This window comes from Hydrogenophaga sp. T66 (assembly GCF_057219855.1).
The window spans coordinates 250,252-274,640 of sequence record NZ_JBXVVX010000001.1 but is presented as its reverse complement, the minus strand read 5'-3'; the positions used below and the strand labels follow the sequence as shown (position 1 = coordinate 274,640).

The 24,389-nt window shown below is 68.8% G+C and carries 27 protein-coding genes; 24 read left to right on the top strand and 3 right to left on the bottom strand.

Going from position 1 to position 24,389, the window contains the following annotated elements:
- The first annotated feature begins 2 nt into the window (after positions 1-2).
- From AC2D80_RS01250 to AC2D80_RS01230, 5 genes are all read left to right on the top strand, one after another.
- The gene (locus AC2D80_RS01250; RefSeq protein WP_484631161.1) at positions 3-1,202 is read left to right on the top strand and encodes a flagellin; all 1,200 of its coding nucleotides are present in this window, start codon (positions 3-5) and stop codon (positions 1,200-1,202) included.
- A gap of 360 nt (positions 1,203-1,562) precedes the next feature.
- A complete protein-coding gene (locus AC2D80_RS01245) occupies positions 1,563-2,774 on the top strand; it encodes a flagellin (protein WP_484631160.1) in 1,212 nt (403 codons plus the stop codon).
- A gap of 150 nt (positions 2,775-2,924) precedes the next feature.
- Positions 2,925-4,340, top strand: coding sequence for a flagellar filament capping protein FliD (gene fliD, locus AC2D80_RS01240; protein ID WP_484631159.1), 1,416 nt, complete (start codon positions 2,925-2,927; stop codon positions 4,338-4,340).
- Between the two features lie 77 nt (positions 4,341-4,417).
- On the top strand, positions 4,418-4,825 hold the full coding sequence (fliS, locus tag AC2D80_RS01235) for a flagellar export chaperone FliS (RefSeq protein ID WP_484631158.1): 408 nt from the start codon (positions 4,418-4,420) through the stop codon (positions 4,823-4,825).
- Between the two features lies 1 nt (position 4,826).
- Positions 4,827-5,129, top strand: coding sequence for a flagellar protein FliT (locus AC2D80_RS01230; protein WP_484631157.1), 303 nt, complete (start codon positions 4,827-4,829; stop codon positions 5,127-5,129).
- Positions 5,130-5,133: 4 nt separating this feature from the next.
- Here AC2D80_RS01230 and fliE read toward each other — a convergent pair whose 3' ends face one another.
- Complete coding sequence (fliE, locus tag AC2D80_RS01225; protein ID WP_484631156.1) at positions 5,134-5,436, bottom strand: flagellar hook-basal body complex protein FliE; 303 nt, start codon at positions 5,434-5,436, stop codon at positions 5,134-5,136.
- Between the two features lie 177 nt (positions 5,437-5,613).
- Between fliE and fliF the strand changes: the two genes are divergently transcribed.
- The 13 genes from fliF to fliR all read left to right on the top strand — a co-directional run bounded on the left by fliF (position 5,614) and on the right by fliR (position 16,743).
- Positions 5,614-7,308 carry a flagellar basal-body MS-ring/collar protein FliF gene (gene fliF / locus AC2D80_RS01220; protein WP_484631155.1) on the top strand — a complete coding sequence of 565 codons (1,695 nt, stop codon included), beginning with the start codon at positions 5,614-5,616 and terminating at the stop codon, positions 7,306-7,308.
- A 45-nt stretch (positions 7,309-7,353) separates the two neighbouring features.
- Entirely contained in the window at positions 7,354-8,352 is a 999-nt protein-coding gene (gene fliG / locus AC2D80_RS01215) for a flagellar motor switch protein FliG (RefSeq protein ID WP_484631154.1), read from the top strand.
- Complete coding sequence (locus AC2D80_RS01210) at positions 8,336-9,064, top strand: FliH/SctL family protein (protein ID WP_484631153.1); 729 nt, start codon at positions 8,336-8,338, stop codon at positions 9,062-9,064. The genes fliG and AC2D80_RS01210 overlap by 17 nt, the downstream gene beginning before the upstream one ends.
- A complete protein-coding gene (fliI, locus tag AC2D80_RS01205; RefSeq protein ID WP_484631152.1) occupies positions 9,057-10,529 on the top strand; it encodes a flagellar protein export ATPase FliI in 1,473 nt (490 codons plus the stop codon). Before AC2D80_RS01210 ends, fliI begins: the two co-directional genes overlap by 8 nt.
- Positions 10,526-10,996, top strand: a complete 471-nt coding sequence (gene fliJ / locus AC2D80_RS01200) for a flagellar export protein FliJ (protein ID WP_484631151.1) — start codon at positions 10,526-10,528, stop codon at positions 10,994-10,996. Before fliI ends, fliJ begins: the two co-directional genes overlap by 4 nt.
- Positions 10,993-12,345, top strand: coding sequence for a flagellar hook-length control protein FliK (locus AC2D80_RS01195; RefSeq protein WP_484631150.1), 1,353 nt, complete (start codon positions 10,993-10,995; stop codon positions 12,343-12,345). Before fliJ ends, AC2D80_RS01195 begins: the two co-directional genes overlap by 4 nt.
- Positions 12,346-12,495: 150 nt before the next feature.
- Positions 12,496-13,074 carry a flagellar basal body-associated FliL family protein gene (locus AC2D80_RS01190; protein ID WP_484631149.1) on the top strand — a complete coding sequence of 193 codons (579 nt, stop codon included), beginning with the start codon at positions 12,496-12,498 and terminating at the stop codon, positions 13,072-13,074.
- Positions 13,075-13,095: 21 nt separating this feature from the next.
- Positions 13,096-14,100 (top strand): flagellar motor switch protein FliM, encoded by a 1,005-nt coding sequence (gene fliM / locus AC2D80_RS01185; RefSeq protein WP_484631148.1) that lies wholly within the window; start codon positions 13,096-13,098, stop codon positions 14,098-14,100.
- Entirely contained in the window at positions 14,090-14,521 is a 432-nt protein-coding gene (gene fliN / locus AC2D80_RS01180; protein WP_484631147.1) for a flagellar motor switch protein FliN, read from the top strand. The genes fliM and fliN overlap by 11 nt, the downstream gene beginning before the upstream one ends.
- A gap of 22 nt (positions 14,522-14,543) precedes the next feature.
- Positions 14,544-14,906 (top strand): FliO/MopB family protein, encoded by a 363-nt coding sequence (locus AC2D80_RS01175; protein WP_484631146.1) that lies wholly within the window; start codon positions 14,544-14,546, stop codon positions 14,904-14,906.
- The gene (fliP, locus tag AC2D80_RS01170; RefSeq protein ID WP_484631145.1) at positions 14,893-15,666 is read left to right on the top strand and encodes a flagellar type III secretion system pore protein FliP; all 774 of its coding nucleotides are present in this window, start codon (positions 14,893-14,895) and stop codon (positions 15,664-15,666) included. The genes AC2D80_RS01175 and fliP overlap by 14 nt, the downstream gene beginning before the upstream one ends.
- Positions 15,667-15,678: 12 nt before the next feature.
- Positions 15,679-15,948: a flagellar biosynthesis protein FliQ gene (fliQ, locus tag AC2D80_RS01165; protein ID WP_484631144.1), complete on the top strand. Its 270-nt coding sequence runs from the start codon at positions 15,679-15,681 to the stop codon at positions 15,946-15,948.
- Between the two features lie 27 nt (positions 15,949-15,975).
- On the top strand, positions 15,976-16,743 hold the full coding sequence (gene fliR, locus AC2D80_RS01160; protein ID WP_484631143.1) for a flagellar biosynthetic protein FliR: 768 nt from the start codon (positions 15,976-15,978) through the stop codon (positions 16,741-16,743).
- Positions 16,744-16,752: 9 nt separating this feature from the next.
- Here fliR and AC2D80_RS01155 read toward each other — a convergent pair whose 3' ends face one another.
- Positions 16,753-17,382 (bottom strand): response regulator, encoded by a 630-nt coding sequence (locus AC2D80_RS01155; RefSeq protein ID WP_484631142.1) that lies wholly within the window; start codon positions 17,380-17,382, stop codon positions 16,753-16,755.
- On the bottom strand, positions 17,379-18,479 hold the full coding sequence (locus AC2D80_RS01150; protein ID WP_484631141.1) for a sensor histidine kinase: 1,101 nt from the start codon (positions 18,477-18,479) through the stop codon (positions 17,379-17,381). The genes AC2D80_RS01155 and AC2D80_RS01150 overlap by 4 nt, the downstream gene beginning before the upstream one ends.
- 130 nt (positions 18,480-18,609) lie before the next feature.
- Here AC2D80_RS01150 and AC2D80_RS01145 point away from each other — a divergent pair, with 130 nt between their 5' ends.
- From AC2D80_RS01145 to AC2D80_RS01120, 6 genes are all read left to right on the top strand, one after another.
- The gene (locus AC2D80_RS01145) at positions 18,610-19,053 is read left to right on the top strand and encodes a hypothetical protein (protein WP_484631140.1); all 444 of its coding nucleotides are present in this window, start codon (positions 18,610-18,612) and stop codon (positions 19,051-19,053) included.
- A 63-nt stretch (positions 19,054-19,116) separates the two neighbouring features.
- Entirely contained in the window at positions 19,117-19,479 is a 363-nt protein-coding gene (locus AC2D80_RS01140) for a response regulator (RefSeq protein WP_484631139.1), read from the top strand.
- A gap of 19 nt (positions 19,480-19,498) precedes the next feature.
- On the top strand, positions 19,499-21,634 hold the full coding sequence (locus AC2D80_RS01135) for a chemotaxis protein CheA (RefSeq protein ID WP_484631138.1): 2,136 nt from the start codon (positions 19,499-19,501) through the stop codon (positions 21,632-21,634).
- 53 nt (positions 21,635-21,687) lie between these two features.
- Positions 21,688-22,572 carry a CheR family methyltransferase gene (locus tag AC2D80_RS01130; RefSeq protein ID WP_484631137.1) on the top strand — a complete coding sequence of 295 codons (885 nt, stop codon included), beginning with the start codon at positions 21,688-21,690 and terminating at the stop codon, positions 22,570-22,572.
- Positions 22,559-23,215: a chemoreceptor glutamine deamidase CheD gene (gene cheD, locus AC2D80_RS01125; protein WP_484631136.1), complete on the top strand. Its 657-nt coding sequence runs from the start codon at positions 22,559-22,561 to the stop codon at positions 23,213-23,215. The genes AC2D80_RS01130 and cheD overlap by 14 nt, the downstream gene beginning before the upstream one ends.
- Positions 23,216-23,281: 66 nt before the next feature.
- Entirely contained in the window at positions 23,282-24,388 is a 1,107-nt protein-coding gene (locus AC2D80_RS01120; RefSeq protein ID WP_484631135.1) for a protein-glutamate methylesterase/protein-glutamine glutaminase, read from the top strand.
- Position 24,389: the final 1 nt, after the last annotated feature.

Genomic DNA, 24,389 nt, shown 5'->3' with positions numbered 1-24,389 from the left:
TCATGACCACCATCAACACCAACGTGATGTCGATGAATGCCCAGCGCAACCTGATCTCGTCGCAGGGCTCGCTGGCCACCTCGATGCAACGCCTCTCGTCCGGCCTGCGCGTCAACAGCGCCAAGGACGACGCCGCCGGCCTGGCCATCGCTGAGCGCATGAACGCCCAGGTGAAAGGCCTGAACGTCGCCGCCCGCAACGCCAACGACGGCATCTCCCTGGCGCAGACCGCCGAAGGCGCGCTGGGCAAGGTCGGCGACATGCTGCAGCGCATGCGTGAACTGGCCGTGCAGTCGGCCAATGCGACCAACAGCGAGGACGACCGCACGGCCCTGCAGGCCGAGGTCAAGCAGCTGACCGATGAAATCGACCGCGTGTCGCGCCAGACCTCGTTCAACGGCAAGAAGGTGCTCGACGGCTCTTTCACCGCCGCCAGCTTCCAGGTCGGTGCCAATGCCGGTGACAACATCACGGTCGGTTCGCTGACGAACACCACCGCCGCCAGCCTCAGCACCGTCGCCTATGCTCAGTCGACCACGGCCAACATCGCCGTGGGGAACGCGGTGATCACGGGGTACAACACCGAGATCGCCGACGGAACGCTGGACATCACGGTGGCCGGTACCACCTACGAGCTCGGTGAGATCGCTGCCGCAAGCTCCGGTCAAGAACGTCTGGGTCAGGTGGTTGAAGCCATCAACCGCAAAACCAGCGAATCGGGTGTGTCTGCCTTCCTGGTGGCCGAAGACGATGGCCAGTTCACCCTGGAACTCGTGTCGTCCCGACTGGATGCCAACGGCGCCGCAGTTGTCCCGACGCTGGCCGGCTTCACGGTGGCTAACTCCGGCTTCACGCCGCCCACCATGGCGGCCGCCACGGCCGAGCTGACTGGCATCGACTCGATCGATATCACCACCGAGAAGGGCGCCTACATTGCCATGAAGAAGATCGACGCTGCGCTGGACGACGTGAACAGCGCTCGCGCCAAGCTCGGTGCCGTTCAGAGCCGCTTCGAGAACGCCGTGGCCAACATCCAGATCGGTGTGGAGAACATCTCCGCCTCGCGCGGCCGGATCATGGACGCCGACTTCGCCAAGGAAACCGCCAACCTGTCGCGCGCCCAGATCCTGCAGCAGGCTGGCACCGCGATGGTGGCCCAGGCCAACCAGGTGCCGCAGGGCGTGCTGTCCCTGCTGCGCTGATCGGAACACGGATCGGGCCGCTCGCGCTGCAGGGCGCCGGGTCCGATCTGGTACCGCTCCACGGGGCGCCAGAGGGTTATTGCCCTCTGGCGCCTTCCTGCTTGATGGGGGTCAATGCACCGAACTGGTCGGCTGAAGCACCGCTTTTCCGGCGGCTGGGTTTTGGGGGGCGCTCAAGAATACGCCAAGGCTACCGAAATCCACCCCAATGGACGTCCTGGAACGCTTCCAACTCCGGCGGGAGAAAACGGCAAAGCCTTCACGACCCGGGCATTTTTCGGCAGGGAGCCATCCCGCCCCGAAGAACGGATGCCCGGTCAGCGTGCCGGTTTGCCATCCCTTCACCTCTAGGAGCACGTCATGACCACCATCAACACCAACGTGATGTCGTTGAACTCCCAGCGCAGCCTCGCGGCCTCGCAGGGCTCGCTGGCGACATCGATGCAGCGCCTGTCGTCCGGCCTGCGTGTCAACAGCGCCAAGGACGACGCCGCTGGCCTGGCCATTGCCGAGCGCATGAACGCCCAGGTCAAGGGCTTGACCGTCGCCGCCCGCAACGCCAACGACGGCATCTCCCTGGCGCAGACCGCCGAAGGCGCGCTGGGCAAGGTCGGCGACATGCTGCAGCGCATGCGCGAGCTGGCCGTGCAGTCGGCCAACGCCACCAACAGCGAGGACGACCGCACGGCCCTGCAAGCCGAGGTCAAGCAGCTGACCGATGAAATCGACCGCGTAGCCCGCCAGACCACGTTCAACGGCAAGAAGATGCTGGACGGTTCGTTCACCGCGGCCACGTTCCAGGTGGGCGCCAACGCCGGTGACAACATCACGATCGCGTCGCTGGCCGACACGACCGCGACCAATCTCAGCAGCATCGCTTACGGTGAATTCACGGTCGCTGCCCTGAACGCCAACACCACGATCACCAACTTCGACGCCGAAGTGACGACCGGCCTGACGATTCAGGTGGGCACCGCGACGGCTGTGGACCTGGGCGAGTTGCCTGCGGCGACCTCGTCGGTGGAACGACTGGGTCAGGTGGTGGAAGCCATCAACCGCAAATCCAGCGAAACCGGCGTGTCGGCTTACCTGGTGGACAACAACGACGGCACCTTCGATGTTGAGCTGCTCTCGTCCCGATTGAACGCGACGACCGGGGTGCCGGAAGCGATCACGTTCGGGGCGGGATTTGTGGCGGCAGACACGGGCCTGACCGTGGCCAACGGCGCCGCCATCGCAGCGGCCACCACCGACCTGACCGGCATCGACTCGATCGACGTCACGACCGAGAAGGGCGCCTACCTGGCCATGAAGAAGATCGACAGTGCCCTTGACCAGGTCAACGGCGCTCGCGCCACGCTGGGTGCCGTGCAAAGCCGTTTTGAGAACGCGGTATCCAACATCCAGATCGGCGTGGAAAACCTCTCCGCCTCCCGCAGCCGGATCATGGACGCCGATTTCGCGAAGGAAACCGCCAACCTGTCGCGCGCCCAGATCCTGCAGCAGGCCGGCACCGCGATGGTGGCCCAGGCCAACCAGGTGCCCCAGGGCGTGCTGTCGCTGCTGCGGTAAGCGACGCTCCCCAGGGCTGCGCGATCGGGCGCGGCCCGCCCCTCCCGGCGGCGGCAGCGGCTTTGATTGCCCTGCCGCTTCCGTGCTTGGGGGATGACCCCAGCGCATGACCGACGTGCGCTGGGGTCATCCTCAACAGGAAGGCAAACCATGGCCATCACCTCCCCGGGCCTCGCCAGCGGCATCGACATCCAGGGCATCGTGTCCAAGCTGGTCGCGCTGGAACGGCAGCCTTTGGTGCCGCTGCAGCAGCAGGCGGCCTCTTTCCAGAGCAAGTTGTCGGTCTTCGGCACCATCAACGGCATGGTCTCGGCCCTCGGCGATGCGGCCAGCAAACTGACCCAAGCGTCCGCCTGGACGGGGGTGCGCGGCACCACCACCTCCGACGCCGTCGGCATCAGCGCCCAGGCGGGCACCACGCCCACCTCCATGTCGGTCGAAGTCCAGGCGCTGGCCCGCGCGCAAACCACCGCGTCCGCGACGATTCCTTCCGGCACGGCGGTGGGCAGCGGCACGCTGACCATCCAGCTCGGCGGCTGGAGCGGCACCACCTTCACGCCCGGCACCGCCGCGGCGGTGAACGTGAGCGTGGTCGCCGGCGACACGCTGACCGACATCGCCCGCAAGATCAACGAAGGCCGGGCCGGGGTGAACGCCACGGTGCTGCGCGACGGCACGGGCGAGCGCCTGCTGGTCCGGGCGAACGACACCGGTGTCTCCCGGGCATTTCAGATCACCGCCACCGACGACGACGGAACCCCCCGCGATGCGAACGGCCTGTCGCGGCTGGCCTACGCCAGCAACGCCGGCACGATGCATGGCATGTCCCTGACGCAGGCCGCCGTCAACGCGCAGGCCACGGTGAACAACGTCCCGATCACCTCCGAGAGCAACTCGGTGAGCAACGCCCTGCCCGGGATCACGCTGACGCTGAACAAGCTGACCACCGCGCCGGTGGAAGTGGGTGTCCAGCAGGACCGGGACAACATCCGCAAAAACCTCCAGACGTTTGTCGACGCCTACAACGCGCTCAACAACATGCTGGCGACCTCCACCCGGTTTGATCCGGACACCAAGGTGGCCGGCTCGCTGCAGGGCGACTCGACTGCGGTGGGGCTGCAAAACGCGCTGCGCCGCATGATGGGGTCGGTCACGCCCGGCGGCGAGTTCGAGCGCCTGAGCGACATCGGCATCACGATGCAGCGCGGCGGCGCCCTGGCCATCGACAGCGCCAAGCTCGACCGCGCCATGGCCAACCCGGCGGCGCTGCAACGGCTGTTTGCCAATAGCAGCACCGTGGCGACCGAGCAGGGCTTTGGTCAAAAGGTGAAGGCGTTTGCCGACGGCATGATCAACAGCGGCGGCGCGGTCACCAGCCGCACCGAGTCGCTGCGCAACGCGATCTCGCGCAACGCCAAGGAACAGGACAAGCTCAACGAGCGGGTCTCGCGCGCCGAGGCCCGCTACCTGGCCCAGTACAACGCCATGGACGCTGCCGTGGGCCGCCTGAGCGGCCTCAACGCCTTCGTGAGCCAACAAGTCACGCTCTGGAACAACCAGAAGTGATGCACGGTCGCATGCCTACAGTTGGCCCGGGGGGTGCCGATACAACCAGGCATCAGCGCTCATCAGGAAGAGATGCCATGTACACCCCCATCAGCACCCGTGCCGCCACCACCTACCGCCGCGTGTCGGTCGAATCCGAGATCACCGGTGCCGACCCGCACCGTCTGGTCGACATGCTCTACGACGCGGTTCTGCAGCAGCTGCGGCTGGGCCACGCGGCCATGCAGCGCGGCGACATCGCCGGCAAATCCGACGCGATGGCCAAGGCGATGCGCATCATCGACGAAGGCCTCAAGGCGAGCCTTAACCCGGCCGGCGGCGAGCTGACCGTCCGGCTCAAGGCGGTGTACGAGTACAGCATCAAGCGCCTCACGCTGGCCAACCTGCGCAACGACGTCGCGGCGGTGAGCGAGGTGATCGACCTCATCGCCCCCCTGGCCGAGTCCTGGAAATCCATCCGCTCTGCCGCGGTCAAGGGAGCCTGAGATGGCCGACGGGCTGCTCGACTACTACAAAGCCATCGAGAAGACCAGCCGCCAGATGCTGGAGGCGGCCCAGCAGGAAGACTGGGACCAGGTGGTTCGTCTCGAAGGGGCCTGCGCGGTCTTGATCGCGCAGCTGCGCTACAAGTCGCGCAGCGCGGAACTGGGGCCGGAGGAGCGCAAGGAGAAGGTGGCGATCATGCAGCGCATCCTGCGCACGGATGCCGAGATTCGCTGCCTGGCCGAGCCGTGGCTCAACGACCTGGCGCAGCTGGTGGACCGCAACAACCCGGCGGCGGTCCACTGAGCGTTTACACGCTCATGTTCATGACATCGGTGTAGGCCTGAACCAGCCGGTTGCGCACATGCAGGGTGGCCTGGAAACCAATCTGGGCCTTCTGCATCGCCACCATGGTTTCCTCCAGGCTCACCTGGGGGTTGCCCAGCTGGACCTGGGTTTGCAGGCGGGAGGCTTCGTTCTGGGCCTGGCTGACGGACTTCAAGGTGTTCTTGAAGCTGTCGGCCAGACCGGCACCCCCCACGGGAGGGCGGCTGGCGGCGGGCTTCAGGCCACCGAGGCTCTGGCTGCTCAGCGGGGCAATACGAACGTCCATGGCGGACTCCTTGTCGGATAAGGCAATGTCCCGCACTGTAGGGAAGTGACGGGTTTCACGGGTGGGGAATAAGGGCCCAAAGGGCGGCCTTTTCCCCGCTATGGCGCGGACGGGCGCTGGCCATACTCGGTCGCATCGGGGGTGACTTCACCCCGGCGAACCGCTGTCACAGCCCTCATGAACACCACCGTTGCCGACGTCGAACTCCAGCCCGCGCGCCGCAGCGCGCTGGGCGACGGCTTTGCCCGCCTGGACACGGCCCAGAAGATCAAGCTGGGCGTGGGCGCACTGGCCTTGCTGGCCCTCGCCCTGGCCGCCTTTTTCATGAACCGCCAGCCCGACTGGCGCGTGCTCTACGCCAACCTCGGCGACAAGGACGGCGGCGCGATCGTGGCGCAGCTGTCGCAGATGAACGTGCCCTACAAACACGCCGAGGGCGGTGGCGCGATCCTGGTGCCGGCCAACCAGGTGCACGACGTGCGCCTGCGCCTGGCCTCGCAGGGTCTGCCCAAGGGTTCGGTGAGCGGCTTCGAGCTGATGGAGGCCAACCGCTTCGGCATGACCCAGTTCCAGGAGCGCCTGACGTTCCAGCGCGGCCTCGAAGGCGAGCTGACCCGCTCGATCCAGTCGCTGGCCTCGGTGCAGGCGGCCCGTGTGCACCTCGCCCTGCCCAACCAGAACGGCTTCTTCCGCGAGCAGCAGAAGCCCAGCGCGTCGGTGCTGCTCACCCTGCACCCCGGCCGCACGCTGGACCGCGCCCAGGTGGCCGGCATCGTGCACCTCGTGGCCAGCAGCGTGCCGGAGATGAACCCGAAGGCGGTGAGCGTGGTGGACGACGCGGGCAACCTGTTGTCGAACCCGCCGGACGGGCAGGCGCAGGGCGCCGATGTGCAGAAGCTGCAGTACGTGCAGCAGATCGAGCAGCTCTACACGCGCCGCATCATGGAGATGCTGGAGCCGCTGGTGGGCGCCGGCAACGTGAAGGCCCAGGTGACCGCCGATGTGGACTTCTCGCTGGTCGAATCCACCTCCGAACAGCACGCCCCCAATCAGGGCGGTGCGCCCAGCGCGGTGCGCAGCCAGCAACTGGTGGAGGACAGCGCAGCGGCCACCGCCCAACCGGCCGGCGTGCCGGGCGCGGTGAGCAACCAGCCGCCCGCGCCGGGCAGCGCACCGATCAACGGCCCGGCGGCGCCGGTGGGCGTGACCGCGCAGGGCGGTACCGACAAGCCCGGCCAGCTGCGCCGCGAGTCGGTGGTGAATTACGAGGTCGACAAGACGGTCAAGGTCGTGCGCGAGGCCACCGGGCAGGTGCGCCGCCTGAGCGCGGCGGTGGTGGTGAACCACCGGGGCGTGGCCGACAAGAGCGGCAAGGTCGTGCCGACGCCCATCCCGGCCGCGCAGCTGGAACAGATGACCGCGCTGGTGCGTGAGTCGATCGGCTTCAACCAGTCGCGCGGCGACTCGGTCAACCTGGTCAACGCCCCCTTCAACGAGGTCAAGACCGCCGAGTCGGCCGCGCTGCCGCTGTGGCAACGCGCCGATGTGCTGGACCTGGCCCGCAGCTTCGCCTGGCCGCTTGCGCTGCTGGGCACCGCGCTGCTGGTGATCTTTGGGCTCGTGCGTCCGGTGCTCAAGCTGATGAAGAACCCGGCCCCGCGGGTGGCGACGCTGCAACCCCAGGCGCTGGACGCCGTGCTCGACGACGCCCCCGAGCGCCCGGGCCTGCCGCAGCCCGTGGCCAATGGCGCCAGCGACGTGATCACGCCCGAGCAGCAGCGCCTGTCCGACGCCAAGCGCCTCGCGCTGGAAAACCCGGCGGCGGTGGCCAACATCGTCAAGGGCTGGGTCAACGGGGAGGCACCGGCATGAGCCTCCTGACCCGCCCCCATCACCCCTTGTTCTCGGAGCCCACCCATGGATGACGATGGCGTGCAGGACGCCGCGATCTTCCTCATGTCGCTCGGCGAGGAAGAGGCGGCCGAGGTGTTCAAGCACCTCAGCCCGAAAGAGGTGCAGAAGCTCGGCGAGACGATCGCCAAGACCCGCGCCGTCTCGCACGAACGGGTCGATCAGGTGATGCAGAAATTCACCAGCGCGGCCTCGTCGCAGAGCCTGCTGGTGAGCGACACCGACAACTACGTGCGCAGCGTGCTCAAGCGCGCGCTGGGCGACGACAAGGCGGCGCTGCTGATCGACCGCATCCTGCAGGGCGGCGATGTCTCGGGCATCGAGAGCCTGAAGTGGATGGACCCGCTGTCGATCGCGGAACTGCTGCGCAACGAACACCCGCAGATCGTCGCGGCCATCCTCGTTCACCTGGAAGCGGACCAGACCGCCGGCGTGCTGAAAAACTTCAGCGAGCGCACCCGCAACGAGGTGATGCTGCGCATCGCCACGCTCGAAGGCATCCAGCCCACGGCGCTGAAGGACTTGAACGAGGTGCTCTACAAGGTGCTGGCCGGTGGCGACAAGATCCGCAAGACCAGCATGGGCGGCGTGAAGACGGCCGCCGAGATCATCAACATGATGGGCACGCAGATCGAGAGCTCGGTGATCGAGTCGATCCGCGAGTTCGACTCCGAACTGGCCCAGAAGATCATGGACAAGATGTTCACCTTCGAGGATTTGCTCAAGCTCGACGGCAAGTCGGTGCAGCTGATCCTCAAGGAGGTGTCGACCGACCAGCTAGTGATTGCGCTGAAAGGCGCCAGCACCGAGCTGCGGGAACTGGTGTTGCAGAACATGTCCAGCCGCGCTGCCGAGGCGCTGCGCGAGGACCTCGAATCGCGCGGCCCGGTGCGGCTGTCCGAGGTCGAGTCCCAGCAGAAGGACATCCTGAAGGTCGTGCGCCGTCTGAGCGACGAGGGCCAGATCGTGCTGGGCGGCGGAGGCGACGATGAAGCCTTTGTCTAAGCTCGATCCCCGCCCGGTGCCCAAGCCGGCCTCCCCGCACTCGCGCTTCATCCCGCGCGAGGAGATTGGCGGCGTGGCGGCCTGGGAGTTCGCCGCGGTGGACGGCAGCGAAGCGGCCGCGCCGCGCCGCGGCAAGCCCGCCGCCGAATCGGTGAGCGCCGAGGTCCTTCAGGCCGCGCGCGAACAGGCCTACCACGAGGGCTTCGCCCACGGCCACGACGCCGGGTCGCAGGAGGTGCGCGACGCCCTGGAGGCCAGCCTGCGCCGCGCCGCCGAGGAAACCGCGGTGCGCCTGGGCCTGGTGCTGAACACCACGCGCGACCAGCTCAAGCGCAATGAAGACGCGATCTCTCGCCATATCCTTGATCTGGCCTGCGAGGTGGCGCGCCAGGTGGTGCGCCGCGAGCTGCAGGCCGACCCGCAGGTGCTGCTGCCGGTGGTGCAGGAGGCCCTGCGCGAGCTGGTCGACGACAGCCTGCCGGCCACGCTGCGGCTGCATCCGGACGATCTGGCGGTGATGAAGGGCGCCCTGCAGGAAACGCTGGGCGACGACGCGCCGGCGCTGGTGGCCGACACGTCGATCACGCCCGGCGGCTGCCGGGTCGAGAGCGCGGCCACCACGGTGGACGCCACGCTGGAGAAGCGCTGGCTGCGCGCGGTCGGCAACCTCGGGCTGGAAACGCCCTGGCACGCGGGAGACGAGGATGTCTGATTCGGTGTCGGGCGACAGCACCTTTGGCCCGGCGAGCCGCTGGGAACACTACATGGAAGACCTGCGTGACCGGGCGGCCACGCGCACCCGGCTGGAGGTGCAGGGCACGCTCACACGCCTGGCCGGGCTCGTGCTGGAAGCGGTGGGGCTGAAGGTGCCGGTGGGATCGCAGTGCCTCATCGAGAACGGCAACAAGCCGCCTGTGCTGGCCGAGGTGGTGGGCTTCTCGCAGGACCGCGCCTTTCTGATGCCGGCCGGCGACACCCACGGTCTGGCCAGCGGCGCGCGCGTCACGCCACTGCCCCCCTACCGCACCGTGCCCCGCCTGGGGCAGGTGAACCCGCCGCCCTCCCCCGACGACCGGGGCACGCTGCGCCTGCCGCTGGGGCGCGGACTGCTGGGCCGCGTGGTGGACGCCCACGGCCAGCCGCTGGACCACCAGGGTCCGATCCACGACGTCGACGTGGCACCGCTGGAGCGCGCGCCGCTCAATGCGATGGACCGTGACCCGGTGCGCGAACCGCTGGACACCGGCGTGCGCGCGATCAACGCGCTGCTCACCGTGGGTCGCGGGCAGCGCATCGGCCTGTTCGCCGGCTCGGGCGTGGGCAAGAGCGTGCTGCTGGGCATGATGGCCCGCTACACCAAAGCCGACGTGATCGTCGTCGGCCTCATCGGCGAGCGCGGCCGCGAGGTGAAGGAGTTCATCGAAGACATCCTCGGCACCGAGGGCCGCCGCCGCTCGGTGGTGGTGGCCGCGCCGGCCGACGCGCCGCCGCTGGTGCGCATGCAGGGCGCCGCCTACGCCACCGCCATCGCCGAGAAGTTCCGCGACGACGGGCTGCACGTGCTGCTGCTCATGGATTCGCTGACCCGCTACGCCATGGCCCAGCGCGAGATCGCGCTGGCCATCGGCGAACCCCCCGCCACCAAGGGCTACCCGCCGTCGTGCTTCGCCCGCCTGCCGCAGCTCGTGGAACGCAGCGGCAACGGCCTCAATGGCGTGGGCTCGATCACCGCCTTCTACACCGTGCTTTCCGAAGGCGATGACCAGCAGGACCCGATCGCCGACGCCGCGCGCGCCATCCTCGACGGCCACATCGTGCTCTCCCGCGCGCTGGCCGAATCGGGCCACTACCCCGCCATCGACATCGAGGCCTCCGCCTCGCGCGTGATGCACAACGTGGCCAGCCCGACCCACCTGGAGTGGGCGCGCCAGTTCCGCGCGGCCTATTCGCGCTACCAAAAGAGCCGCGACCTGATCCAGCTGGGCGCGTACGTGCCCGGCAGCGACCCGGAAACCGACCGTGCCATCGCGCTCCACCCGGCCCTGCAGCGCTTCCTGCAGCAGGGCATGCACGACGCCGCGCCCTTGGCCAGCAGCCTGCAGGCGCTGCAGGGCGCGCTGGCCGATCCCCGCGCCGCGCGCCAGGCCCGCCCGGCCCCTGACGGGGGCCTCGCATGAGTTCCCTCGCCACCCTGGGCAAGGTCATCGAGATCGCCACCCGGCGCCGCGACGAGGCCCTCGCCGCCCACGCCGCGCTGCAACGCGACCTCGCCGCCGCGCAGGCCCAGATGGACCAACTGCGCAGCTACGCCGACGAGTCGCTGGCCCGCTGGAGCCAGCGCGGGCAGCAAGGCGTGGACGCCGCCCTGCTCATGCACCACCGCCAGTTCATGGCCAAGCTGGACCACGCCATCGAATTCCAGACCGCGGTGCTGCGCGAGAAGCAGACCCGGCTGGACGACGCCCACGCCCGCGTCATCACCGCCGAGCGCGAGCTCGCCGGCCTGAGCAAGTACGTCGAGCGCCAGCAGCACGCGCTGGCCCAGCGCGAGAACCGCCTCGACCAGAAACGCAACGACGAAATGGCCCTGAACCTGCACCGCCTGGCGCAGGCACAGGCCAGCACCGCAGGATGGACCCCATGAGCAGCGTCAGCGCCAGCCCCTCGCCCACCCCACCCGCCACCCCGGCGTCCTCGGCGTCGTCCCACGCGGCGGGCACGTCCGCCAGCCCGGCGTCCGGAGCCAACGGCCAGCGCCGCCCACCCGCCGACCTCTTCGCCACCCTGCTCGCGCTGGTGGCCAGCGCCGACGCGCCGGTGGCGCCCGGCGCAGCCCTGAACCCCGGTGGCGACGCCGCTTCGCCCGACGATCCGGGCAGCGACCCGCTCCACACCACCGATCCCTCGCTTCCGCCCTGGGCCGGCTGGCTGACCATGCCCCTTCCCCGGGGCGACCGGGCAGGCGCGGACCTGGCCGGCCTCGCGGGCCGGGCCGGTGGCGCGAACGACACCGCCCTCCCCACCACCGCCACCACCGCGTCCGCCGCCGGTCCGGCGGGCACAGACCGCCCGGGCATCGACGTCAGTGGTCTCACCCCCACCAGCGACGCCGCCGCCCCCAAAGCACCGCCGGCGCTGGGCCGCGGGGGAATCGCCCCCGGGGCGGGCAGCCACCCGGGTCAGGCCCCAGCCCACGCGACGGCGAACGCCCACGGCCTGCGCTGGCAGCGCGCCGACGGCACCACCGGCCCCGCCGCCCACCAGCCCGGCCTGCCCGCCACCGCCGCGCCGCGCGCCACGGTGGCCCTGGACGAGCGCTTCGCCGCCCAGCAAGCCCGCGCCAGCGGCTGGCTGGCCGGTGAACGCGGCCCGGCCGCCGCCGACAGCCCCGTCGGCGAAGGCCCGCGCGGTGTGCGCGGCGGCCTGGAGCTGCCGGGCGGATCCATCGCCCCAGCCGCGGCCAGCGGCGACGCAGGCACCGCCGGCGCCGGTGCCGACACGCTGGCCGGCCGCGAGCCGACCGACGCGTCCACCCCAGACACCGCCAGCGCCGACGCCCCGCCCGGGGACGCGGCCGAGACGACCGAGGTGCAGCACTGGGGCGACGGCGCCCTGCGCCACGCCAGCCTGCACGTGGGCGACGGCGACGAGGCCAGCATCGACATCCGGCTGCGCGTGCAAGGCCAGGAGGTGCAGCTCGACTTCCGCACCGACGACGCCCAGGCGCGCGAGCAACTCATGCAGGACGCCGCGGCCGCGCTGGGCGAACGGCTCGCCCAGGCCGGCATCGACCTCGGGCAGGTGTCGGTGGGCAGCCACGGCGGATCGGCCGCCGGCGGCCAGGGCTTTGCCCGCGACGAACGGCCCACCGCCGCACGCGCGGAGGGCCGCCGCGCCGGGCCTGCGCCGGTGAACGGCGCCGAGCGTGAACCGACGCCGGTCGCCCGGCCGCCGGTCGGTGGCGCCCCGGGGCGCCTCGACCTCTACGCCTGACCTCCGGCCGGCGCCCTGCACCCGGCCCCGGCGGGGTGCCGATAAAGGCCCGGATTCCCCGGCTTTTCCGCGCAACGACCGTCCCCCCCGCCTCCCACAATCCTTCGCAACCCCCGCGCTTTTTGCGCGGTCCCGAGCCGAAGGATTGCCATGTCATCTGCCGCCACCGCCACCCCCGCCGACGGCGCTGCCCCGCCGAAGAAAAGCAAAAAGCTGCTGTTCATCATCGTCGGCGTGCTGGTGCTCGCCCTGGGCGGCGGCGCCGGCACCCTGTGGTTCATCAAGAAGCAGGCCGCGGCCGCCGAGGGCGAAGAAGAGGAAGAAGCGCCCAAGGCCAGCAAAGCTGCCGACCCGAAGGCGCCGCCCACCTTCCTGCCGATGGAAAACATGGTGGTCAACCTCGCCGATGCCGGCGGCAACCGCTTCATCCAGGTCGGCCTGACCCTGCAGCTGGAAGACGCCAAGACCGGCGAGGCGGTCAAGGCCTTCATGCCCAGCATCCGCAGCCAGGTGCTGATGCTCCTGTCGCAGCGCACCGCCGACCAGGTGTTGAGCAAGGACGGCAAGGACAAGCTGGCCCACGACATCACCGCGGCCATCAGCGACATCATGGGCTACGAAATGCCCGAGCCCGAGGAAGAGGGCGACGGCTCCAAGAAGAAGAAACGCAAGAAGGCGGTGCACAACCCGGTGCAGGCCGTGCTGTTCTCCAGCTTCATCGTGCAGTGACCCGACCCCCGGGAGACCGCCATGTCCGAATCCTTTCTGTCACAGGATGAAGTCGACGCCCTGCTGGAGGGCGTGACCGGCGAGAGCCAGAAACTGGAGAAGGAAGAAACGCCGACCGACGGCGTGCGCACCTACAACCTCTCCAGCCAGGAACGCATCGTCCGCGGGCGCATGCCCACGATGGAGATCGTCAACGAGCGCTTCTCGCGCAACCTGCGGCTGGGCCTGTTCAACTTCATCCGCCGCAGCCCCGAAATCTCCGTGGGCGCGGTGCAGGTGCAGAAATACAGCGCCTTCCTGCGCGAGCTGGTGGTGCCGACCAACTTCAACATCATGGCCATCCGCCCCCTGCGCGGCAACGGCCTGGTGGTGTGCGAGCCCACGCTGCTGTTTGGCGTGATCGACAGCCTGTTTGGCGGCAACGGCAAGTTCCACACGCGCATCGAGGGTCGTGACTTCTCGCCCACCGAGCAGCGTGTGATCAACCGCCTGGTCGAGGTCGTGGCCGAGGAATACAAGAAGGCATGGCGCGGCGTGTATCCGATCGAGCTGGCCTACCAGCGCTCGGAAATGCAGCCCCAGTTCGCCACGATTGCCACGCCCAGCGAGATCGTGGTGTCCACCAGCTTCACGCTGGAGATCGGCGACCTGACCGGCTCGCTGCACATCTGCATCCCCTACGCCACGCTGGAGCCGATCCGCGACGTGCTGTATTCCAGCGTGCAGGGCGACGCCATCGAGGTGGACCGCCGCTGGGTCAAGCTCCTGAGCCACGAGATCCAGGCGGCCGAGGTGACCATGGTCGCCGAGCTGGCGCAGACCGAAGCCACGGTCGAGCAGCTGCTGGCCATGCAGGTCGGTGACTTCATCGAGCTCGACCGCAAACCGTCGATCACGGCCCATGTGGACGGCGTGCCGATTTTCGAGTGCCAGTACGGCACCCACAAGGGCAAATACGCGCTGCGCGTGGAACGCAACCTGCGCGGCATCGACATGAACTGGCTGGGAGATTCCTATGTCAACTGACACCCCGAACCAGGACGCCATCGCCGACGAATGGGCTCAGGCCCTCGAAGAGCAGGCGGCCAGCACCCCGAGCGACGGCGCACCCGTGTTCGATGCCGCGCAGCAGGCGCCGATCACGTCGGAGGCCGCTGCCGCGAGCATGGCCGGCAACGCCATGAGCGACATCCAGCGGGTGCTCGACATTCCGATCCAGCTGTCGGTGGAGCTCGGCCGCACGCGCGTGCCAATCAAGTACATCCTGCAGCTCGCGCAGGGTTCCATCGTGGAGCTCGACGCGCTGGCCGGCGAGCCGATGGACGTGCTGGTCAACGGCTACCTGATCGCGCAGGGCGAGGTGGTGGTGGTGAACGACAAGTTCGGCATCCGCCTGACCGACATCGTCACGCCGTCCGAGCGCATGCGCCGCGTCAGCCGGACCTGACCCACCCTCCGGCGCCGCTCCCATGCTGCAAAACGCCCTGCCCGCCCTGCTGCTGCTGGCCCTGATGGTCGGCCTCGCGCTCGCCCTGAAATGGGCCCGCGGCCGCCTGCCCGGCCTGCCCACCCACGGCGGCCCGCCGCTGCGGGTGCTGTCCAGCCTGGCGCTGGGCCCGCAGCACCGCGTGGTGACGGTGCAGGTGGGCGAAGGCGAGAACGCGACCTGTCTGGTGCTGGGCGTGGCGCCCGGCGCGGTGCAGGCCCTGCACCAGATGCCGGTACCGGCCACCGCGACGCCGGTGGCGTCGCCGGCCGTGCCCGGGGGTGGTTTTGCCGCGCGCCTGGCCCAACTCACCCGCCCGCCGAAAGACACCGATGCGCCGCGCTGACCGTTTCGCCGCCGGCTTGCTGGCCGCCGCGCTGGCGCTGGGCGCCGGCGCCGTGTGGGCCCAGGGCGCACCCGCCGCCCCCACCGGACCCACCCTGCCGCTGATGGTCGGCCAGGGCCCCGGCGGCACAAGCTTCTCGGTGCCGATCCAGACGCTGCTGTTCTTCACCGCCCTGTCCTTCCTGCCGGCGGTGCTGCTGCTGATGACGGGCTTCACGCGGATCGTGATCGTGCTGTCGCTGCTGCGCCAGGCGCTGGGCACGCAGGCCTCGCCCCCCAACCAGGTCATCGTCGGTCTGTCGCTGTTCCTCACGTTCTTCGTGATGGGTCCCACGCTGGACAAGGTGTACGCCGACGCCTACGGCCCCTACTCGCGCAACGAGATCAGCTTCGAGCAGGCCATCGAGCGCGCGCAGGCCCCGATGCGCGCCTTCATGCTCAAACAAACCCGCCAGTCCGACTTCGAGCTGTTCGCCAAGCTGGGGAAATTGCCGTCGGACGTGACGGCGGAGACCGCGCCGTTCCGGGTGCTGGTGCCGGCCTTCGTGACCAGCGAACTCAAGACGGCCTTCCAGATCGGTTTCATGATCTTCATCCCCTTCCTGATCATCGACATGGTGGTCGCCAGCGTGCTGATGTCGCTGGGCATGATGATGCTGTCGCCGGTGCTGGTGGCGCTGCCCTTCAAGCTCATGCTGTTCGTGCTGGCCGACGGCTGGAACCTCCTGCTCGGTTCGCTCGCCGCCAGTTTCGCCACCTGACCCGGAGCCACCATGGACCCGCAAGCCGCCCTCACGATGTCGCAGAACGCGCTGTTTCTGCTGCTGCTGGTTGCCGCGCCGGTGCTGGGCGTGGTGCTGGTGGTGGGCCTGGTGGTGAGCCTGTTCCAGGCGATCACGCAGATCCACGAGGCGACGCTGTCGTTTGTGCCGAAACTGGTCGGGGCCATCGCCGTGTTCGCCATCGCCGGACCGTGGATGATGACCACACTCGTCGAATTCATCCGCAACACGATCCTGGCCATCCCGGGTCTGGCGGTCTGAGCTGCGGCCGCGCGCCGCTCCCCCCCCATGCCCACCTTCACCGAAGCCCAGATCATGGCCGCGGTGGCCCCGGTGTTCTGGCCGTTCCTGCGGGTGCTGGCGGTGTTCAGCAGCGCACCGATCTTCTCCGCCCGCTCAGTGCCGATGCGCGCCCGCGTCGGCCTGGCCTTTTTGGTGGCCATCTGCGCGCAACCCACGCTGGCCGACCAGCCCATGATTGGCCTGACCGACCCCGGCGCCGTGGGCGCGGTCGTGCACAACGTGGCGATCGGCCTGGCGATCGGCCTGGCGGTGCGGATCGTGTTCGCGGCCGTCGAGCTGGCCGGTGAAATCATCGGCCTGCAGATGGGTCTGAACTTCGCCGGCTTCTTCGACCCGGCCACCAACGCCCAGTCCAGCGCGGTCGGCCGCTTCTACGGCAACACCACCATGCTGCTCTTCGTCGTCATGGGCGGTCACCTGATGGTGCTGCAGGCGGTGGTCGCCAGCTTCGGCGCTTTCCCGGCCGACGGCAACGCGCTCGAAGCCATCAACCGCCTGCGCCTGCACGAGCTCGGCGCGGTGCTGTTCCGCTACGGCCTGTGGATTGCGCTGCCGATGGTGGCGATCCTGCTGTTCGTCAACGCGGTGCTGGGCGTCATCTCCCGCGTCGCCCCGCAGATGAACGCCTTCGCCATCGGCTTCCCGCTCACGCTCACCACCGGCCTCATCGGCATCGCCTTCACGCTGCCGATGATGGACGCTCCGGTGGCGGCGCTGCTGCGGCTGGCCACCGGGCTGTTCACCGGCGGCTGAGGCGCGCGGTCACACCAGTCCGTTGCGGATCGCGTAGACGGTGAGTTCGGCGTTGTTGGAGAGGTGCAGCTTCTCCAGCACCCGCGCGCGGTAGACGCTGACCGTCTTGGGGCTGAGCATCAGTTCTTCAGCGATGTCGCTGAGCTTCTTGCCCGAGGCGATCTTCTGCAGCGTCTGCAGCTCACGCTCGGACAGACTGGCGTGGAGCTGCTCGGTTTCGGGCGCGTTGAGGGTGTCCACCAGCATCTGCGCCACCTCCGGCGTCACGTACTTGCGGCCCTGCATCACGGTGCGGATGGCGCCCACCAGCTCGGCCGGCTCGCCCGCCTTGTTCACGTAGCCGCGGGCGCCGGCGCGCAGGCACCGGATCGCGTACTGGTCCTCGGGGTACATCGACACCACCAGGGTCTTGACCTCGGAGCCCTCCTCCTTGAGCGCGCCCAGCACCTCCAGCCCGCCGCGGCCGGGCATGTTGAGGTCCAGCACCAGCACGTCGCAGGGCGTGCGCCGCATCAGGTCGCGCAACTCGGGGTAGCTGCCGGCCTCGCCGACCACCTGGATGTCCACCGCCTCCGAAATCGTGTCGCGGATGCCGCGCCGCACCACGGCGTGGTCGTCGCACAGGATCACCTTGATCATGAATGCCCTTCTGATGCCGCCGGTGACGCCGCGTGCAGGGGCACCGACAGGATCACCGACGTTCCGCGGCCGGACGAACTCACGTCCAGCCAGCCGCCGACCTGCGCCGCGCGCTCGCGCAAGCCCAGCAGGCCGAATGATTTTTCCTTGCGCAGGGCATCGCCCGACAAGCCACGCCCGTTGTCGCTCACCTCCAGCGTGAGCACGCCCTCGCCGTCGCTGAGGTCGATGTCGACCGCGGAAGCGTGGGCGTGTTTGCTGACGTTGGTGAGGGCCTCCTGCGCCGTGCGGTAGGCGACCAGCTGCACATCCCTCGGCACGTCGATGGCGTCGGCCGAGCGGCGGACCGTGACGCGCAAGCCCGTGCGGCGCTCAAAGCCCGCCGCCAGCCACTGGACCGCCGCCACCAGCCCCTGGTCCAGGATCGGTGGGCGCAGGTTCATCATGATCCGCTGGCTGGCGCCGAGTGCGTGCTGCAGCATCTCCAGCGCGGTGGCGACGTGGCGCTGCATCTCCGGCTCGGTGGCGCGGCGGCTGACCCACGCGAGATCGAGCTTGACGGCGGCCAGCGCGCCGCCGATGTCGTCGTGGATTTCGCGGGCGATGTTGGCGCGTTCCTGCTCGATGCTCATTTGCAGGTGTTCGGCCAGCTCGGCGATGCGCTGTCGCGACTCGGCCAGTTCGCGGTCGGCGCGCTGTTTCGCGCGCCGGGTTTCACTCACCTCCAGCGCACGCTCGATCACGTGCGACAGGCGGTGCATGTTGTCCTTGAGCAGGTAATCGCTCACGCCCCGGTGCATCGCATCCACCGCGGCAGCTTCGCCGATGGCGCCGGACAGGATGATGAACGGGATGTCCACGCCGGTCTCGCGCACCACGTCCCAGGCGTCCAGGCCCGTGAAGCCGGGCAGGTGGTAATCGGCCAGCACGGCGGCATACCCCCCCTGGGTGACTTCGCGGCGGAAGTCGTCGAGCGTGTCCACCAGGGTGAGGTCGGCGCGGAACTGGCTGCGCTGCAGCGCGAACTTCACCAGGGCGTGGTCAACCCGGGAGTCTTCCAGGTGAAGCAATCGAACCGCGGAGGTGTCGTCGGTCACGGATGGCGGGCGATGGGTGGGTGTGGGCGCCGCCGGGTGGCAAAAAAGGCGCTGAATTCGGCGCGTTTTCGGCCGATACATCCCGGACCAGCTGTCCAAAATTGTAATACCCCTACCCCCAGAGCCGACCATGAATCACCCACCGACGATGCCCCCGACGCCATCCGTCAACCTGCCGGTGTCGCTCGTGGCGGAAGTCCAGGACGCGTTGCTGATGGTCATGACCGACCTGCAACGGCTCGAAGGCCTGCTCGACCACGCCACCGCCAACCTGCTGCAGCGCTTCGGCGAAGCCGACCGGGCCCTGGGCGCGCTGGAAGGCCAGCACGGTGCCGAACTCGCCCGCATCCGGCTCAACCTCAACCAGTCCGTGACGGAATTGCAGTTTCACGACATGGCCACGCAGCTGCTGGTGCACACCGGCAACATCCTCAAGGGCTGCGCGTGGCGACTGGCGGCCGAAGCGATCGCGCCCGACGAGGACGAAGAGCCCCTGAATCTCGACCCCATGCCGGGCCGCCCGAGCCCGGTCACGCAAAACGAAATGGACGCCGGCTCGATCGAGCTGTTCTGAACGAATGTCCCCCATTCAAGCCACAGCCCTTCCCGCCGATAACTGACGTAAACGGAGTACCCCATGCGATCGATTCTTGCCGTAGACGACTCGGCGTCCATGCGAAAAATGGTGTCGTTCACCCTGACCGGCGCGGGCTTCCACGTGGTGGAAGCGGTCGACGGGCAGGACGCCTATGAAAAGGCACAGACCCACAGCATCGACCTGGTGCTCACCGACCAGAACATGCCCAACCTCGACGGTCTGGGCCTGACGCGCAAGCTGCGCGATCACCCCAAGTTCAAGACCACGCCGATCCTGATCCTGACCACCGAGTCGAGCGACGCGATGAAGCAGGCCGGGCGCACCGCCGGTGCCACCGGCTGGCTGGTCAAGCCCTTCGATCCGGGTCGCCTGATCGAAGTGATCCAGAAAGTCATCCGCTGAACGCACCGAGGAACACGCCATGGCTGACATGACGACCGACACGGGGCGCGCCGGTGGTGACATCGACCTGACCCAGTTCTATCAAATCTTCTTCGAAGAGGCCGGCGAAAACCTCGACCAGATGGAGCAGATGCTGCTCGCGCTGGACGTGGAAAAGGCCGACGACGAAGAGCTCAATGCCATCTTCCGCTGCGCGCACTCCATCAAGGGCGGCGCGGCCACCTTCGGCTTTGCCGATGTGGCCGAGCTGACGCACCAGATGGAAAGCCTGCTGGACAAGCTGCGCCGCCACGAACTCAAGCCCACCACCGCGATGGTGGACGTGCTGCTGGAGTCGTCTGATGCGCTGCGCGGCCTGCTGGCCGTGCACCAGGGACGCGCCAGCGAGCCGCCGGCCACCCACGAGCTGGTTGCCCGCATTTACACGCTGGCCCACGGCGAGCCGATGGCCGCGCCCGAGGCTGCGCCGGTCGTGGCAGAGCCGGCGCCCGCGCCGGCGCCGGTGAGCGCGCCCGCGCCCCAGGCCACCGCCCCCGCGGCCCCGGCGGGCAAGACGACGCGCGCCATCGACATCCACATCGGCCCGCTGGACAACCCGGCCGCCGCCGACGGCATCGCCGAACTGTTCCGCGACATCCCGGGCCTCGGCTCGATCGAGACCATGCCCAGCGACGTGGCGGGCAAGCGGGTGTTCCGCGCCAGCACCAGCGCCAGCGACGCGGAGCTGCTGGACCTGTTCACCTTCCACGTGAGCCGGGAGCAGATCCAGATCCTGGACGCCACGCCGGCCGCACCCGCCGCCGCCCAGGTCAGCGCACCCAAGGCCACGGAGGGCACCGATTTCGGCTTCTTCGACGGCGCGCCCGGCGTGCCCGAGGCCGCACCGGCGCCGGCTGTCAGCGCCAGCGAAGCAGCGCGACCCGCCGCCGCCAAACCGGAGACCCGCGCCGCCGCGAGCACCGCCGCGGCCGGGGCCAGCGCCGCCGGACCCGAATCGACCACGCTGCGCGTGTCGGTCAGCAAGGTGGATCAGCTGATCAACCTCGTCGGTGAACTCGTTATAACCCAGGCCATGCTGGCGCAGAAGAGCCGTGAGCTCGACGCCAGCGCCAACCAGCCGCTGCTGGCCGGCCTGGCCGACCTCGACCGCAACACGCGCGACCTGCAGGAAGCGGTGATGTCGATCCGCATGATCCCAATGTCGGTCGTGTTCAACCGCTTCCCTCGCATGCTGCGCGACCTGGCCAGCAAGCTGGGCAAGAAAGTGGAACTGGTCACGTTCGGTGAAGCCACCGAGCTCGACAAGGGGCTGGTGGAGAAGATCACCGACCCGCTGACGCACCTGATCCGCAACAGCTGCGACCACGGCATCGAGATGCCGGACGAGCGCCGCGCCAAGGGCAAGAACGAGACCGGCACCATCACCCTCTCCGCCACCCACCAGGGCGGCAGCATCCTGATCGAGGTGCGCGACGACGGCAAGGGCCTGTCGCGCGAGAAGCTGCTGAAGAAGGCGCGGGAAAAGGGCATCGAGGCCCCGGACACGCTCACCGACGCCGAGGTCTGGAACCTGATCTTCGCGCCGGGCTTCTCCACCGCCGACCAGGTGACCGATGTGTCGGGACGCGGCGTGGGCATGGACGTGGTGAAGAAGAACATCACCGCGCTGGGCGGCACGGTCGAACTCGACTCCGCCGAGGGCTATGGCATGCGCGTGTCGGTGCGCCTGCCGCTGACGCTGGCCATCATGGACGGCATGTCGGTGCGCGTCAGCGAGGAGGTGTACATCCTGCCGCTGGCCAGCGTGATCGAATCCTTCCAGATCAAGCCCAGCGACATCAACACCGTGGCGCAGGGCGCCCAGGTGGTCAAGGTGCGCGATGAATACATGCCGGTGATCGAACTGGAGCAGGTGTTCCACGTGCCGCGGTTCGAGCACAACGGCAACAGCCCGATCATGGTGGTCATCGAAGCCGACGGGCAGCGCGTCGCCCTGATGGTGGACGAGCTGCTGGGCCAGCAACAGGTGGTCATCAAGAACCTGGAGAGCAACTACCGCAAGGTGCCCAACGTGTCGGGGGCCACCATCCTGGGCGATGGCAAGGTGGCGCTCATCCTCGACACCTCCGGCCTCGTGCGGCGCTCGCGCCACTGACACCGCCGCGCCCGGCGCGGCCCCCTCGACGATCACCTGGCCAGGACCACCCCATGCTCATGCAGACCCCTTCGACCCGGCGCTCCGCGGCCGCACCGGCCCGCCCCGCTGCGGCGGACGACGGCCCGCTCGCGGAGGGTCGCGAGTTCGTGTGGTCCGACGCGGACTTCAGCCGCATCAAGGCCTTGATCTACCAGAAGGCAGGCATCAGCCTGCACGACGGCAAACACGCCATGGTGTATAGCCGCGTCTCCCGCCGACTGCGCGAGACCGGCCACGGGAGCTTCAAAAGCTACCTCGACTGGCTGGAAAACCACGACGGTCCCGAGTGGCAGGAGTTCATCAACGCGCTGACCACCAACCTGACCGCGTTCTTCCGCGAGTCGCACCACTTCGACATCCTCGCGCAGCACCTGCGCAGCAAGCCGGGGCATGCGTGGCGGATCTGGTGCTCGGCGGCCTCCACCGGCGAAGAGCCGTACTCGATCGCGATGACCTGCGCCGAGGCCCTGGGCACCGGCGGCAACTTCGAGATCGTCAACAGCGACATCGACACCAAGGTGCTGGCCACGGCCCAGCGCGGCGTCTACAAGGCCGACGGCGCCAAAGGCCTGAGCGCCGAGCGGCTGCAGCGCTTCTTCATGCGCGGCAAGGGCGCCAACGCCGGCCTCATGCGCGTCAAGCCGGACCTGCAGCGCCACATGAGCTTCCAGGTGGTGAACCTGATCCGCGAACTGCCGCTGCGCGACAGCTTCGACATCGTGTTCTGCCGCAACGTGATGATCTATTTCGACGGACCGACGCAGCGCGCGGTGCTGGAGCGCATCCACCGGGTCATGAAACCGGGCGGCATGCTGTTCGTGGGGCACGCGGAGAACTTCAGCGACGCACGCAACCTGTTCGTGCTGCGCGGAAAGACGGTCTATGAGCGCCTCTGATGCTCTGGTGGCGCCCGCGCGCTCGGACCGCTCGCGGCTGGAGCGTCTGAAAGCCCGCACGCCCAAGGCGGGCGAGGCGTCGTTCTTCTATCACGACCACCATTTCAAGCAGGACGCGGTCAAGGTCCTGCCCGGTGAGTACTACGTGACTGCCGAAGACATCGTGATCATGACCGTGCTCGGATCGTGCATCGCCGCGTGCCTGTACGACCCGAAGGCGCGCGTGGGCGGAATGAACCACTTCATGCTGCCCGAGGGCGGCGCCGACGCCGGCGGCCGCTACGGCTCGTACGCGATGGAACTGCTGATCAACGAGCTGATGAAGCTCGGCGCGCGGCGCGAGTACCTGCAGGCCAAGATCTTCGGTGGCGGCCAGGTGATGCACACCTTCACCACCATGAACGTGGGCGAGCGCAACACCAAGTTCGTGCTGGACTATCTGCAGACCGAACGCATCGCGGTCGTGTCCAAAGACGTGCTGGACATCCATCCGCGCAAGGTCTGCTACTTCCCGGCCACCGGCAAGGCGATGGTCAAGCGCCTGGCGCACTCGCACCCCGAATCGCTGGAAACCCAGGAGCGCAAGGGCAGCGCGGCGGTGGTGGCCACCTCCACCGCCGGCGGCTCGATCGACCTGTTCTGACCAGCCCCCACCGCGTGCACCGGGTTCCGCCGAAACCGGGCGCCGCGCCTCAAGAGGACACAGCAAATGGCAAAGATACGTGTGGTGGTGGTGGACGACTCGGCCCTGGTGCGCAGCCTGCTGACCGAGATCATCAACCGCCAGTCCGACATGACCTGCGTGGGCGCGGCGGCCGACCCGCTGGTGGCGCGCGAGATGATCCGCGAGCTCAACCCCGACGTGATCACGCTGGATGTGGAGATGCCCCGGATGGACGGGCTGGAGTTTCTCTCCCGCCTCATGCGGCTGCGACCGATGCCGGTGGTCATGGTGTCCACGCTGACCGAACAAGGCGCGGAGATCACGATGCGCGCGCTGGAAATGGGCGCGGTGGACTTCGTGGCCAAACCGCGCATCGGCGTGACCAGCGGGCTCAACGAACTGGCCGGCGACATCGTCGACAAGATCCGCGTGGCCGCGGCGGCCCACGTGCGCCGTCTGCCGGCCGCCAGCGCACCGGCCGCCGGCACCCCGCCCGCGGGCGCGGCCGGGGCCGAGACCCCGCCCCCCGCTCGGACCCCCTTGCCACGGCTGTCCACCGAGAAGATCATCTGCATCGGCGCCTCCACCGGCGGCACGGAAGCCATCCGCGAGGTGCTCGTGCCGATGCCGCCCGACGCGCCGGCCATCGTCATCACACAACACATGCCCGCCGGCTTCACCACCAGCTTTGCCAACCGGCTCAACGGCCTGTGTCGCATCCGCGTGCAGGAGGCACGGGGCGGCGAGCGCATTCTCCCGGGACACGCCTACATCGCGCCGGGTGGGCGCCACCTGCGCATCGAGCGAAGCGGCTCGAATTACGTGGCCGTGGTGGAAGACACCGAACCCGTCAACCGGCACCGCCCCTCGGTGGAGGTGCTGTTCCGCTCGGCGGCCCAGGTCATCGGGCCCAACGCGATCGGCATCATGCTCACCGGCATGGGCGCCGACGGGGCCGCCGCGATGCGCGAGATGAAGGACGCCGGCAGCTACAACTACGTGCAGGACGAAGCCTCCTGCGTGGTGTTTGGCATGCCGCGCATGGCGATCCAGCACGGCGCCGCCCACGAGATACTCCCGCTCAACGACATCGCCCCCGCGGTACTGCAACGCCTGGCCAACGCACCGGCCGGGGTGAGGCACCGCATCTGAC